Source organism: Kosakonia sp. MUSA4, from assembly GCF_013085925.1.
Lineage (GTDB): Bacteria > Pseudomonadota > Gammaproteobacteria > Enterobacterales > Enterobacteriaceae > Kosakonia > Kosakonia sacchari_B.
Map to the genome: position 1 here is coordinate 4,512,401 of NZ_CP025697.1, position 12,999 is coordinate 4,525,399.

The 12,999-nt window shown below is 55.2% G+C and carries 13 protein-coding genes and 1 pseudogene; 9 read left to right on the top strand and 5 right to left on the bottom strand.

Going from position 1 to position 12,999, the window contains the following annotated elements; genetic code table 11:
* Positions 1-1,063 (bottom strand): annotated as a pseudogene (locus tag C0557_RS21290) (hypothetical protein); the annotation flags it as partial.
* Between the two features lie 162 nt (positions 1,064-1,225).
* Here C0557_RS21290 and C0557_RS21295 point away from each other — a divergent pair.
* On the top strand, positions 1,226-1,984 hold the full coding sequence (locus C0557_RS21295) for a M48 family metallopeptidase (RefSeq protein ID WP_074772825.1): 759 nt from the start codon (positions 1,226-1,228) through the stop codon (positions 1,982-1,984).
* 102 nt (positions 1,985-2,086) lie between these two features.
* On the opposite strand, the gene speA is transcribed toward C0557_RS21295, so the two are convergent.
* The 3 genes from speA to C0557_RS27590 form a co-directional block, all read right to left on the bottom strand.
* Complete coding sequence (gene speA, locus C0557_RS21300) at positions 2,087-4,063, bottom strand: biosynthetic arginine decarboxylase (protein WP_208660814.1); 1,977 nt, start codon at positions 4,061-4,063, stop codon at positions 2,087-2,089.
* Between the two features lie 8 nt (positions 4,064-4,071).
* A complete protein-coding gene (gene yqgB, locus C0557_RS27585; RefSeq protein WP_208660816.1) occupies positions 4,072-4,254 on the bottom strand; it encodes an acid stress response protein YqgB in 183 nt (60 codons plus the stop codon).
* A 93-nt stretch (positions 4,255-4,347) separates the two neighbouring features.
* Positions 4,348-4,491, bottom strand: a complete 144-nt coding sequence (locus tag C0557_RS27590) for a hypothetical protein (RefSeq protein WP_269467832.1) — start codon at positions 4,489-4,491, stop codon at positions 4,348-4,350.
* A gap of 418 nt (positions 4,492-4,909) precedes the next feature.
* On the opposite strand from C0557_RS27590, the gene metK reads away from it, so the two are divergent.
* The 8 genes from metK to ruvX all read left to right on the top strand — a co-directional run bounded on the left by metK (position 4,910) and on the right by ruvX (position 12,100).
* A complete protein-coding gene (metK, locus tag C0557_RS21315; protein WP_074772820.1) occupies positions 4,910-6,061 on the top strand; it encodes a methionine adenosyltransferase in 1,152 nt (383 codons plus the stop codon).
* Between the two features lie 390 nt (positions 6,062-6,451).
* Positions 6,452-7,846, top strand: coding sequence for a sugar porter family MFS transporter (locus C0557_RS21320; RefSeq protein WP_074772817.1), 1,395 nt, complete (start codon positions 6,452-6,454; stop codon positions 7,844-7,846).
* Positions 7,847-7,925: 79 nt separating this feature from the next.
* On the top strand, positions 7,926-8,432 hold the full coding sequence (locus tag C0557_RS21325) for a SprT family zinc-dependent metalloprotease (RefSeq protein WP_208660818.1): 507 nt from the start codon (positions 7,926-7,928) through the stop codon (positions 8,430-8,432).
* An 86-nt stretch (positions 8,433-8,518) separates the two neighbouring features.
* Entirely contained in the window at positions 8,519-9,217 is a 699-nt protein-coding gene (gene endA / locus C0557_RS21330) for a deoxyribonuclease I (protein ID WP_208660820.1), read from the top strand.
* Between the two features lie 92 nt (positions 9,218-9,309).
* Positions 9,310-10,041 (top strand): 16S rRNA (uracil(1498)-N(3))-methyltransferase, encoded by a 732-nt coding sequence (gene rsmE / locus C0557_RS21335; RefSeq protein ID WP_035889573.1) that lies wholly within the window; start codon positions 9,310-9,312, stop codon positions 10,039-10,041.
* Between the two features lie 13 nt (positions 10,042-10,054).
* Entirely contained in the window at positions 10,055-11,002 is a 948-nt protein-coding gene (gshB, locus tag C0557_RS21340; protein ID WP_208660822.1) for a glutathione synthase, read from the top strand.
* A gap of 118 nt (positions 11,003-11,120) precedes the next feature.
* Positions 11,121-11,684, top strand: a complete 564-nt coding sequence (locus tag C0557_RS21345) for a YqgE/AlgH family protein (RefSeq protein WP_007370209.1) — start codon at positions 11,121-11,123, stop codon at positions 11,682-11,684.
* A complete protein-coding gene (ruvX, locus tag C0557_RS21350; RefSeq protein ID WP_007370208.1) occupies positions 11,684-12,100 on the top strand; it encodes a Holliday junction resolvase RuvX in 417 nt (138 codons plus the stop codon). The genes C0557_RS21345 and ruvX overlap by 1 nt, the downstream gene beginning before the upstream one ends.
* A gap of 153 nt (positions 12,101-12,253) precedes the next feature.
* Here the strand turns inward: ruvX and C0557_RS21355 are convergent, their stop codons facing one another.
* Positions 12,254-12,946: an IclR family transcriptional regulator gene (locus C0557_RS21355; protein ID WP_208660824.1), complete on the bottom strand. Its 693-nt coding sequence runs from the start codon at positions 12,944-12,946 to the stop codon at positions 12,254-12,256.
* Positions 12,947-12,999 lie beyond the last annotated feature (53 nt).

Here is a 12,999-nt window from a genome sequence, read left to right on the forward strand (position 1 = left end):
TTCCACGCCGCTTCTTTGGCCTGTTCCACGCCGCTTCTTTGGCCTGACCGGCTTCTTTCGCATCCCACTGCGCATAGATTTCAGACGGGATTTCAAACGGCGCGTATTTCCAGCCGAGCGCTTCGCGGGTCAGCGCGATTTCAGCATCGCCCAGCGGCGCGCCGTGGGAATCGTGGGTACCGGCTTTGTTCGGCGAACCGAAACCGATGATGGTTTTGCACATCAGCAGCGACGGTTTATCAGTAACAGCACGCGCTTCTTCCACCGCACGTTTGATGGCGTCCGCGTCGTGGCCGTCAATGCCGCGTACCACGTGCCAGCCGTAAGCTTCAAAGCGTTTCGCGGTGTCATCGGTGAACCAGCCTTCAACATGGCCGTCAATGGAGATGCCGTTGTCNTCGTAGAACGCCACCAGTTTGCCCAGTTTCAGCGTACCGGCCAGNGAGCAGACTTCATGGGAAATGCCTTCCATCATGCAGCCNTCGCCCATAAAGGCGTAGGTGAAGTGGTCAACAATGTCGTGTCCCGGACGGTTGAACTGNGCCGCAAGGGTTTTCTCNGCAATCGCCATGCCCACGGCGTTGGCAATACCCTGCCCCAGCGGNCCGGTGGTGGTTTCCACACCGGCGGTGTANCCCACTTCCGGGTGGCCCGGNGTTTTCGAGTGCAGCTGACGGAAGTTCTGCAGTTCGGACATCGGCAGGTCATAGCCGGTGAGGTGCAGCAGGCTGTAAATCAGCATCGAACCGTGGCCGTTGGACAGCACAAAGCGGTCGCGATCGGCCCAGGCCGGATTCGTCGGGTTGTGGTTCAGAAAATCACGCCACAGGACCTCGGCGATGTCCGCCATACCCATCGGGGCTCCCGGGTGACCGGATTTGGCTTTCTGTACCGCGTCCATGCTCAGCGCACGAATAGCATTGGCAAGCTCTTTACGTGAGGACATTTTGACTCCAGATCGGACTGTTAAGGGCTGTTCCCGTAACGACTTGACGACAGCGCGTTTTGGGCTACGCCGGAAAAAAGTGCCAACAATGTAACCCAAGCGGCATGCCATGTACATGGAGCATCCTTTTGCCGATTCAGAAATCTCTGGAAGCCGCTCGCATGTTGCGCAATCTACTCGCCTGGCGCTCTGACTCTTCCTTATACTGACAATCTGCAGGTTCGTCTTGAGCCGGCGTAGTTAGCAGCATATTGACTCAACCATTACGGAAAATAACAAATGAAAATTCGCCCGCTTCTCTTTGCTCTGGGAATAACAACCGTCCTTGCCGGTTGCCAGAATATGGACTCAAATGCTTTTCTCAGCTCCGGCGCGGAGGCTTTTCAGGCCTACACGCTGAGCGATGCGCAAGTAAAAGCATTAAGTGATGACGCCTGTAAACAGATGGACAGCAAAGCAACCATCGCGCCCGCCAGCAGCACCTATAGCCAGCGCCTGACGAAAATTGCTGCCGCGCTCGGCGATAACATCAACGGCCAACCGGTCAACTACAAGGTTTATGTGGCAAAAGACGTGAATGCTTTTGCCATGGCAAACGGCTGCATCCGCGTCTACAGCGCGCTGATGGATATGATGACCGACAACGAAGTCGAAGCGGTGATCGGCCACGAAATGGGCCACGTTGCGCTGGGCCATGTGAAAAAAGGGATGCAGGTGGCGCTGGGCACCAATGCGGTTCGCGCAGCCGCAGCATCGGCAGGCGGTATCGTCGGCAGCCTGTCGCAGTCGCAGCTCGGCGCGCTGGGCGAACAACTGGTAAATTCACAGTTCTCTCAGCGCCAGGAATCCGAAGCGGATGACTACTCCTACGATCTGTTGCGCAAACGCGGCATCAACCCGGCAGGGCTGGCGACCAGCTTTGAGAAACTGGCAAAAATGGAAGAGGGTCGGCAGAGTTCGATGTTTGACGATCACCCGGCATCGGCGGAGCGCGCGCAGCATATTCGCGATCGCATGGCCGCAGACGGAATTAAATAATCCCTCTGGGAGGCAATATCCGCTCAACGTATTCTGATAAAAAAACCCTTCCGCGCCTGCTGGCGGGGAAGGGTTATATTTCATCGTAGCGCGATTGCTGCGTTATTCATCTTCCAGATAGGTGTAACCGTACAGGCCCGATTCGAACTCTTCGAGGAACTGCTGTTGCAAAGCCTCATCCAGACCGGTCTGTTTCACCTGATCGCGGAACTGCGTCAGTAGCGTGTTCGGATCGAGCTGCACATACTGCAACATATCCGCCACCGTATCCCCTTCATCTGACAGTTCAACTTCCACACTGCCATCCGGGAAGACAAACACGTCAACCGCTTCGGTATCACCAAACAGGTTATGCATGTTGCCGAGGATCTCCTGGTACGCGCCCACCATAAAGAAGCCCAGCATTGGCGGGTTCTCCGGATCGTACTCCGGCATCGGCATGGTGGTCGCGATACCGTCGCCATCCACGTAATGATCAATGGCGCCGTCGGAATCACAGGTAATATCGAGCAACACCGCGCGACGTTCCGGCGCATGGTTCAGCCCTTCCAGCGGCAGCACCGGGAACAGTTGATCGATACCCCAGGCATCCGGCATCGACTGGAACAGCGAGAAGTTGACGTACATTTTGTCCGCCATACGTTCCTGCAATTCGTCAATAATCGGGCGATGCGCGCGGTTGCTCGGATCGAGCTGCTTCTGCACTTCATGGCACATATTCAGATAGAGCTGCTCGGCCCAGGCACGTTCTTGCAGGCTGAAAGTGCCAGAGGAATAGCCGACATGAATATCATGCAGATCCATCTGGCTGTCATGCAGCCATTCACGCAGAGAACGGCGAGTGCCAGGCTCGTGCATCTCCTGCCAGGTTTCCCACATGCTTAGCAGCGCACGCGGCGCATCTTCCGCTGGTGGAGTCGCTTGCGTGTACTCGTTACGTTCAACGCCAATAATGTTAGAAACCAGCACGGTGTGATGCGCCGTCACCGCGCGGCCGGATTCGGTGATCACTGTCGGATGCGGCAGACCATTTTCTTCGCAAGCATCGCCAATCGCCCAAATGATGTTGTTGGCATACTCGTTCAGACCATAGTTTACCGAGCAGTCGGACTGCGAGCGTGTACCTTCATAATCCACGCCCAGACCGCCGCCGACGTCGAAGCACTGGATATTGACGCCCAGCTTATGCAGCTCGACGTAGAAACGCGCGGATTCACGCACGCCCGTCGCGATATCGCGGATGTTGGCCATCTGCGAACCAAGGTGGAAGTGCAGCAACTGAATGCTGTCCAGACGCCCGCGCTCGCGCAGGATCTCCACCAGTTGCAACACCTGCGTTGCCGCAAGGCCAAATTTCGATTTCTCGCCGCCGGAGGATTGCCATTTGCCGGAACCTTGCGATGCCAGACGCGCGCGTACGCCGAGGCGCGGCACCACGTTCAGGCGTTCAGCTTCTTCCAGTACGATGGCGATTTCGGTCATTTTCTCAATCACCAGATAGACCTTGTGGCCCATCTTTTCGCCAATCAGCGCAAGACGAATGTATTCACGATCTTTATAACCGTTACAGACAATCACCGAACGGGTCATGCCAGCATGTGCCAGCACGGCCATCAATTCCGCTTTAGAACCGGCTTCCAGCCCCAGCGGTTCGCCGGAATGGATCAGGGATTCAATAACACGGCGATGCTGGTTCACCTTAATCGGATAAACCAGGAAGTAATCGCCGTTGTAGCCGTAGGACTCACGCGCGCGTTTGAACGCGGCATTAATCGAGCGCAGACGGTGTTGCAGGATCTGCGGGAAGCAGAACAATGCGGGCAAACGTTGCCCCTGTGCTTCACGTGCTTTTACCAGCTGTGCCAGGTCGACACGGGCTTCCGGGACGTCCGGATCCGGGCAAACGCTGATATGGCCCAGCTCATTGACGTCGTAGTAGTTATTGCCCCACCAGGCAATGTTATAAGTACGAAGCATCTTGCTGGCTTCCTGGGAGCTCATCGCAACCTCCTGCATGGAACGTAGTACACCCTGTTCGCCTGCTGACGAAGGCGAAAACGAAGACATGTCGTCAGACATAGCGAACCTCAATCTATAAAAGTGTATACCCTGCGCACATCACGCTGAGCAATTGCCGAAGCGCGAAGAGACACGGGTGTAAAATAGTTGACTACTATCGCAGTGACACATAGCGATAACAACCCATAAACAGCCTGGCTTAGCCTGATTTCAGCCCAACGCCACGCCTGTGCGACCGGTTTCTTTTTCATATTATTGTAAAACACGCATCCGAACGTCTGTATGACAGCCCGGCGAAACCACGAGAAAACCCCTGTATTAGCAGGAGAGCCCTTGTTCAGGTATCACAACGCCTTACCGGCCCTGGAGTCCTGGGAAGCGCCGAAATGGGTATAACATCGGCAGGTTTGCAGATTAGAAATGCAGGTTGCGGGGAATAAACGCACGCCAGAACGGCGCGACAGATTCTGCGGAAAACAACGGTTCATTATCTCTTATCACCTCCAACGCAAGCCATAGCGACCCGCGACAAGCCAAAGCCCTGAATCAACTGCTTAACCCGGCTGGAAGTGGCGACACGGCGTTTTGGCCGTGCGCTTTTTTTTAAGAGCCGCGCGCCGCGTTTTATACCGACAACGGGGTGAAAATGCAAAATAAAAAAGCTGTGTTTGCCGCATTGTCAGGAAAAATTTCCGTCACTATTTGTGTCAGGATGAGGCAGGGATCAAAAAAAGGCTGGAAATGGGTTCAACAAGTAACCTAAAATAGCCGTCCAGATGTTAATCCATCCAGATTGATTAACTCTCAGACTTCTTGTGCCATCATCTGCAATCTGCGCCGCCAGGCGTGAAAACATCCGGGCACAGAATTCGAGCTAACCGTATTACTCCAGGGTGAAAACTTACTATGGCAAAACACCTTTTTACGTCCGAGTCCGTTTCTGAAGGGCATCCTGACAAAATTGCTGACCAAATTTCAGACGCCGTGCTGGATGCCATCCTCGAACAGGATCCGAAAGCGCGCGTCGCATGCGAAACCTATGTCAAAACCGGTATGGTGCTGGTTGGCGGTGAAATCACTACCAGCGCATGGGTTGATATCGAAGAGATCACCCGTAACACCGTACGCGAAATCGGCTATGTGCACTCCGACATGGGCTTTGATGCCAACTCTTGCGCCGTACTGAGCGCCATTGGTAAGCAATCCCCGGACATCAACCAGGGTGTTGACCGTGCCGATCCGCTGGAACAGGGCGCAGGCGACCAGGGTCTGATGTTTGGTTACGCGACCAATGAAACTGACGTATTGATGCCAGCACCGATCACCTACGCCCACCGTCTGGTAGAGCGTCAGGCTGAAGTGCGTAAAAACGGCACCCTGCCGTGGCTGCGTCCGGACGCAAAAAGCCAGGTCACTTTCCAGTATGATGACGGCAAAATCGCCGGCATCGATGCTGTCGTTCTGTCTACGCAGCACGCTGAAGACATTGACCAGAAATCGCTGCAGGAAGCGGTTATGGAAGAGATCATCAAGCCGATCCTGCCAGCCGAGTGGCTGAACGCCTCCACCAAATTCTTTATCAACCCGACCGGCCGTTTCGTTATCGGTGGCCCAATGGGCGATTGCGGTCTGACCGGCCGTAAAATCATCGTTGATACCTACGGCGGTATGGCTCGTCACGGTGGCGGCGCGTTCTCCGGTAAAGATCCGTCGAAAGTGGACCGTTCCGCAGCTTATGCCGCCCGTTACGTGGCGAAAAACATCGTTGCTGCGGGTCTGGCCGATCGTTGTGAAATTCAGGTTTCCTACGCTATCGGTATCGCAGAACCGACGTCCATCATGGTGGAAACGTTCGGTACTGAGAAAGTGCCGACCGAACAACTGACGCTGCTGGTTCGTGAATTCTTCGACCTGCGTCCGTATGGTCTGATCCAGATGCTGGATCTGCTGCACCCGATCTACAAACAAACCGCTGCATACGGTCACTTTGGTCGTGAAACTTTCCCATGGGAAAAAACCGACAAAGCCGCTCTGCTGCGTGAAGCTGCCGGCCTGTAATAATCCGTTGACAGTTTTCCTCTAAAGGCCAGCCTCGCGCTGGCCTTTTGCATTTCCCGCCCGTTTATTTTCGCTATCTATACTGTTTACGCCTGTCTGGCATTTTTCTGAAAGCGATTACACCTCACCGCTTCGCTGATTTTTTTCAGAGTTTTCCTTTTGAAAAAGGAGCGAAGCAGAGTTGTTACATTACGTTTCGGCTTAGTCTGAAACTACACCTTTGCACTCACCTTTCAACGTAAACAATCCTATAATATTTAACACTTTTATTTACATTACCGGCCTTATCGGAATGTAACCGATTACACTCATGTGATGTAAATCACGTAATTTTGCCGGTAACTGGCCTACTTTTGTCACCGGAAAACCAATACATCAATGGAGGGCATCATGCCTGACAATAAAAAACAGGGGCATTCAAATAAGGCGATGACCTTTTTTGTTTGTTTCCTCGCTGCACTGGCAGGATTACTTTTTGGTCTGGATATTGGGGTTATTGCAGGTGCGCTGCCCTTTATCACCAAAGATTTTCAAATTAGCTCACATACACAGGAGTGGGTGGTCAGTTCAATGATGTTCGGCGCCGCCGTCGGCGCTGTCGGTAGCGGCTGGCTCTCCTGGCGCCTGGGGCGTAAAAAAAGCTTGATGATTGGCGCCGTACTGTTTGTCGTGGGTTCGCTGTGCTCTGCTGCCGCGCCGAATGTGGAAGTGTTGATTATTTCCCGTGTGCTGCTTGGCCTGGCTGTCGGGATCGCCTCCTATACCGCGCCGCTCTACCTTTCCGAGATCGCACCGGAAAAAATTCGCGGCAGCATGATCTCGATGTATCAGTTGATGATCACCATCGGTATTCTCGGCGCGTACCTCTCGGACACGGCCTTCAGCTACAGCGGCGAATGGCGCTGGATGCTGGGCGTGATCATCATTCCGGCGATTTTGCTGCTGATTGGCGTTTTTTTCCTGCCGGACAGCCCGCGTTGGTTTGCCGCCAAGCGCCGTTTCCACGATGCAGAACGGGTGCTATTACGCCTGCGTGACACCAGCGCAGAAGCGAAAAACGAGCTGGAAGAGATCCGCGAAAGCCTGCAAGTGAAACAGACCGGCTGGTCGCTGTTTAAAGAGAACAGCAATTTCCGCCGCGCGGTGTTCCTCGGCGTGCTGTTACAAATCATGCAGCAGTTCACCGGTATGAACGTCATCATGTACTACGCGCCGAAAATCTTTGAACTGGCGGGTTACAGCAACACCAACGAGCAGATGTGGGGCACCGTTATCGTTGGTCTGACCAACGTGCTGGCAACCTTTATCGCTATCGGCCTGGTAGACCGCTGGGGACGTAAACCGACGCTGGTGCTCGGCTTCCTGGTGATGGCTGTCGGAATGGGGATCCTCGGAACCATGCTGCATATCGGCATCCATTCGCCGTCAGCGCAGTACTTTGCCGTCGCCATGTTGCTGATGTTCATCGTGGGTTTTGCCATGAGCGCCGGTCCGCTGATCTGGGTGCTGTGCTCCGAAATCCAGCCGCTGAAAGGCCGCGACTTCGGTATTACCTGCTCCACCGCCACTAACTGGATTGCCAATATGATCGTCGGTGCAACCTTCCTGACGATGCTGAATTCGCTGGGCAATGCCAATACCTTCTGGGTTTACGGCGCGCTGAACCTGCTGTTCATCGTACTGACCCTGTGGCTGGTGCCGGAAACCAAACATGTTTCGCTGGAGCATATCGAGCGTAACCTGATGCGCGGCCGTCCGCTGCGCGAGATCGGTTCCCACAATTAACTCTTCAGGCTTCCTCTGCGGAGGAAGCCTCTGTTTTGCCTGTTGCACTCGCGCTTCGCCGATCCTATTCTCTGCAACTATGAAAACTCCCCGTCTTCCCATCGCCATCCAGCAAGCCGTCATGCAGAGCCTGCGGGATAAACTTGCCCTTGCGAACCAGAAACTGGGGCGCAGCTATCCCGAACCTAAAGTGGTGTATCAACAGCGAGGCACGGCTGCGGGCACCGCCTGGCTGGCGGATTACGAAATTCGTCTCAACCCCGTGCTGCTGCTGGAAAACCAGCAGGCATTTGTTGAAGAAGTGGTTCCGCATGAGCTGGCGCATCTGCTGGTGTGGAAACACTTCGGCCGCGTTGCGCCACACGGCAAAGAGTGGAAATGGATGATGGAGAGCGTGCTTGGCGTTCCTGCCCGCCGCACGCACCAGTTCAAACTGGAATCGCTACGACGCAATACTTTCCCATACCATTGTCGATGCCAGCAGCACCAGCTTACGGTACGCCGACACAACCGCGTGCTGCGCGGCGAGGCCGTTTACCGCTGTGTACGCTGTGGCGAACCGCTCATTGCCGACGCGACTAACTGAATCCATTAAGAAATTTTCTGCTCTTACTGATTGCATCAGACAACGCCTTCCGCTACGTTGCGAACTCGTTTCACAGGGAGTTCGCTATGTTTCGTCTTGTCTCACTTTTCATCACACTGATCGCCGTTCCCGCTTTCGCAGCGGATGGCATAAACAGCTTTGCCCAGGCAAAAGCGGCGGGAGCCAAAATTAACGCCGACGCACCGGGCGACTTCTACTGCGGCTGCAAAATTAACTGGCAGGGTAAAAAAGGCGTGGTTGACCTCGCTTCCTGCGGTTACACGGTGCGAAAAAATGAAAACCGCGCCAGCCGCATTGAATGGGAGCATGTGATGCCTGCGTGGCAGTTCGGCCATCTGCGCCAGTGCTGGCAGGATGGCGGCCGGAAAAACTGCGCCAAAGATCCGGTCTACCGCAAAATTGAAAGCGATATGCACAACCTGCAACCCGCCGTCGGTGAAGTGAATGGCGATCGCGGCAACTTTATGTATAGCCAGTGGAATGGCGGCGACGGCCAATACGGCCAGTGCGGTATGAAGATTGATTTCAAAGCGAAGCTCGCTGAGCCGCCAGCCCGCGCCCGCGGTGCAATTGCCCGTACCTACTTCTATATGCGCGATCAATATCAGCTCAGCCTTTCACGCCAGCAAACGCAACTGTTTACCGCGTGGGATAAGCAGTATCCGGTGACGGACTGGGAATGCACGCGCGATGCGCGCATTGCCGAGGTGCAGGGCAACCACAACCCTTACGTGCAGCGCGCTTGCATGGCGCGAAAGAGCTAACCTACACTAGCGACAACTGATTATTGACAGGTGCAGCGGCGCACTTTCTACCCATGAGCCGCTGCATCGCCTGACAGACGGAATTTCAAAATATGCGTATTCCCCGCATCCATCACCCTGAACCTCTTCAGCCGGGCCATGAAATCGCGCTGAGCGAAGATGCCGCAAACCACGTTGGCCGCGTGCTGCGTATGGGACCGGGCCAGGCTATTCAACTGTTCGACGGCTCCAATCAGGTGTTCGACGCCGAAATTGTTCGCGCGGATAAGAAAAGCGTGATGGTCAACATTTTGCGTAGCGAAGTGGACGACCGAGAATCCCCGCTGCATATCCATCTGGGCCAGGTGATGTCGCGCGGCGAAAAGATGGAATTCACTATTCAGAAGTCGATAGAGCTGGGCGTAAGCCTCATTACGCCACTTTTTTCTGAGCGCTGCGGGGTTAAACTGGACGCCGAACGCCTGAACAAAAAGCTCCAGCAGTGGCAGAAAATCGCCATTGCCGCCTGCGAACAGTGCGGTCGTAACCGTATTCCGGAAATTCGCCCGGCGATGGATCTGGAAGCGTGGTGCGCCGAAGAAGATGCCGGTCTGAAACTGAACCTGCATCCACGCGCCAGCCAGAGCATCAACACGCTTCCGCTGCCGGTTGAGCGCATTCGATTGCTGATAGGCCCGGAAGGCGGCCTCTCTGCCGATGAGATAGCCATGACCGCGCGCTATCAGTTTACGGACATTTTGTTAGGGCCACGCGTACTGCGTACAGAAACTACGGCACTTACCGCCATCACCGCGCTTCAGGTCCGCTTTGGCGACCTGGGTTGAAAGGAGAAGCAGAATGATCAAGCTTGGCATCGTGATGGATCCCATCGCGGACATTAACATCAAAAAAGACACCAGCTTCGCCATGCTGCTGGAAGCACAGCGCCGCGGCTATGAGCTGCACTATATGGAGATGGCGGATCTTTACCTGATCAATGGTGAAGCCCGCGCCCGCGCCCGCACGCTTTCCGTCGAACAGAACTACGACAAATGGTACGAATTCGGCAGCGAGCAGGATATTGCGCTGGCCGATCTGGACACCATCCTGATGCGTAAAGATCCGCCGTTCGACACCGAATATATCTATGCGACCTACATTCTTGAGCGTGCGGAAGAGAAAGGCACGCTGATCGTTAACAAGCCGCAGAGCCTGCGCGACTGTAATGAAAAACTGTTCACCGCCTGGTTCCCGGATCTGACGCCGGAAACGCTGGTTACGCGCAACAAAGCGCAGTTGAAAGCGTTCTGGCAAAAACACACTGACATCATCCTTAAACCGCTGGACGGCATGGGCGGCACGTCGATCTTCCGCGTCAAAGAGAGCGATCCGAACCTGTCGGTGATTACTGAAACGCTGACTGAACTGGGTAGCCGTTACTGCATGGCGCAAAACTATCTGCCGGCGATCAAAGACGGCGACAAGCGCGTGCTGGTGGTTGACGGTGAACCGGTGCCTTACTGCCTGGCGCGCATTCCGCAAGGCGGCGAAACCCGCGGCAACCTGGCGGCGGGCGGCCGCGGCGAACCGCGTCCGTTAAGCGAAAGCGACTGGGCGATTGCGCGCAAAGTTGCGCCAGTGTTGAAAGCCAAAGGGCTGATTTTTGTTGGCCTGGATATTATCGGCGACCGTCTGACCGAAATTAACGTGACCAGCCCGACCTGCGTGCGTGAAATTGAGGCTGAATTCCCGATCTCCATCACCGGCATGCTGATGGATGCTATCGAAAAACGTCTGGGCAAATAATCTCAGCGTACAGGGCGGGAAGGATCCCGCCCATGACAGCATTGCCAGGTGACAGCTTTGCGCTTTCCCCCCATACTAAGCTGTCGCTTTTTTGAACCAGGAAACAGAACCTCTGACAATGAATTTACAGCATCACTTTCTTATTGCCATGCCTGCCCTTCAGGATCCTCTCTTTCGGCGCTCGGTAGTCTATATCTGCGAGTACAACGACGAAGGCGCAATGGGGCTGATTATTAATAAGCCGCTGGAAAACCTGAAAGTTGACGGTGTCCTGGAAAAACTCAAAATCCAGCCAGAAGCGCGGGATCCGGCCATCCGCCTGGACAAACCGGTGCTGCTGGGCGGCCCGCTGGCGGAAGATCGTGGTTTTATCCTGCATACGCCGCCCGCCACATTCGCTTCCAGCATTCGCGTTTCGGATAACACCGTAGTTACCACCTCACGCGATGTGCTGGAAACCCTTGGAACGGCCGAACAGCCGAGCGAAGTACTGGTCGCGCTGGGGTACGCCTCGTGGGAAAAAGGGCAACTGGAACAAGAGATTATGGATAACGCCTGGCTCACCGCCCCGGCCGATCTCAACATTCTGTTCAAAACGCCGATCGCCGACCGCTGGCGCGAAGCGGCAAAACTTATCGGTATCGATATCTCCACCATGCCTGGCGTAGCGGGGCATGCCTGATGAGCGGAACCTTGCTGGCCTTTGATTTTGGCACCAAAAGTATTGGCGTCGCCATTGGGCAACGCATCACCGGCACGGCGCGTCCGCTCACCGCGCTGAAAGCGCAGGACGGCACGCCAGACTGGAAGCTTATCGAAAAACTACTGAAAGAGTGGCAGCCGGAAACGGTCATCGTCGGTTTGCCGCTCAATATGGATGGCACCGAACAGCCGCTGACGGCGCGCGCACGCAATTTCGCCAATAAAGTGCACGGCCGTTTTGGCGTAAAAGTTACGCTGCATGATGAGCGGTTAAGCACCGTAGAAGCGCGTGCCGGTTTGTTCGAACGCGGCGGTTTTCGCGCGCTCGACAAGGGCAGCGTTGATTCCGCTTCCGCGGTGATCATCCTCGAAAGCTATTTCGAGCAGCACGCCTGATCTCCGCCTCAATTCGGTTTCGTAACAATCTCACCTGAATAAAGCCGCGCGTCGACCGCGGCTTTTTGCCGATCGTTTTCACAGTTTCTGACCGCCCTTTTTGCATTTCCATTACTGTTTCTATAAAAGAAACATAACAGAGCGGTAAATCTGTCAGGCCTTTTCCGTCAGATGGCTGGCCAGCGTATGAAGCGCCTGCAAGCGGGTTTCGACCTCAACGTCTTCGATGTTCCACATCCCGGCAAAGGCCAGCGCCGCAGAGTGCGCGCCGAGGGGTTTGGCCATCGACACTTCGCCATCGTCATGATGCCAGACCACATGACCATGCTGACGCTGCAGAGCAACGTGTGGGCCAAGCTGCCGCCACTGCTCGTCGGTAAAGCGTTTTTGCAGTTCGTCATCGCTTTCCGCCGCCAGCAGCGCCATGCCGATGACGGATTGCCAGGCGGGCAGCATATGAAAACCGGCCAGCGCCTGGCTAACCTGGCTACCGGGTTCGGAGTGATAGATATAGATGACCTGATCCTCCCACAGCACGCCCATCGCCACCACGATGTCTTTCGGGGCGTAGCGTTCAAGCAAAGGAAGTGCCTGGGAGAAAAGCGCCGAGCCGCGAATCGCCTGCGCCGCCAGCGCATGAATGCCAGGCCCTGGCAGATAGCGTCGCTGAGCATCCTGCATGGTCAGGCCGATCGACGCCATGGTCATCAGCAACCGGTTGACGCGCGTGGTGTTAATGCCCATCAGACGAGCCAGCTCGCGGCAACCAATGGCGCGACCACTGGAAACCAGGTACTGCAGGCAGCGGATACCGTCAATCAGGCTTTGGTTAGGTTGTGAGGACATTCAGGATTCGCTTATCAGGTTGCTCAAAATTCGATTTTACCGTCAGTAAAGAA

What these genes read in the sequence shown, in the direction of transcription:
- C0557_RS21355 (WP_208660824.1), bottom strand. Translation starts at nt 12,946, where the DNA reads ATGTCCTCACAACCTAACCAAAGCCTGATTGACGGTATCCGCTGCCTG.
- C0557_RS21345 (WP_007370209.1), top strand. Translation starts at nt 11,121, where the DNA reads ATGAATTTACAGCATCACTTTCTTATTGCCATGCCTGCCCTTCAGGAT.
- gshB (WP_208660822.1), top strand. Translation starts at nt 10,055, where the DNA reads ATGATCAAGCTTGGCATCGTGATGGATCCCATCGCGGACATTAACATC.
- ruvX (WP_007370208.1), top strand. Translation starts at nt 11,684, where the DNA reads ATGAGCGGAACCTTGCTGGCCTTTGATTTTGGCACCAAAAGTATTGGC.
- C0557_RS21325 (WP_208660818.1), top strand. Translation starts at nt 7,926, where the DNA reads ATGAAAACTCCCCGTCTTCCCATCGCCATCCAGCAAGCCGTCATGCAG.
- C0557_RS21295 (WP_074772825.1), top strand. Translation starts at nt 1,226, where the DNA reads ATGAAAATTCGCCCGCTTCTCTTTGCTCTGGGAATAACAACCGTCCTT.
- endA (WP_208660820.1), top strand. Translation starts at nt 8,519, where the DNA reads ATGTTTCGTCTTGTCTCACTTTTCATCACACTGATCGCCGTTCCCGCT.
- C0557_RS27590 (WP_269467832.1), bottom strand. Translation starts at nt 4,491, where the DNA reads ATGAACCGTTGTTTTCCGCAGAATCTGTCGCGCCGTTCTGGCGTGCGT.
- speA (WP_208660814.1), bottom strand. Translation starts at nt 4,063, where the DNA reads ATGTCTGACGACATGTCTTCGTTTTCGCCTTCGTCAGCAGGCGAACAG.
- C0557_RS21320 (WP_074772817.1), top strand. Translation starts at nt 6,452, where the DNA reads ATGCCTGACAATAAAAAACAGGGGCATTCAAATAAGGCGATGACCTTT.
- rsmE (WP_035889573.1), top strand. Translation starts at nt 9,310, where the DNA reads ATGCGTATTCCCCGCATCCATCACCCTGAACCTCTTCAGCCGGGCCAT.
- yqgB (WP_208660816.1), bottom strand. Translation starts at nt 4,254, where the DNA reads ATGAAAAAGAAACCGGTCGCACAGGCGTGGCGTTGGGCTGAAATCAGG.
- metK (WP_074772820.1), top strand. Translation starts at nt 4,910, where the DNA reads ATGGCAAAACACCTTTTTACGTCCGAGTCCGTTTCTGAAGGGCATCCT.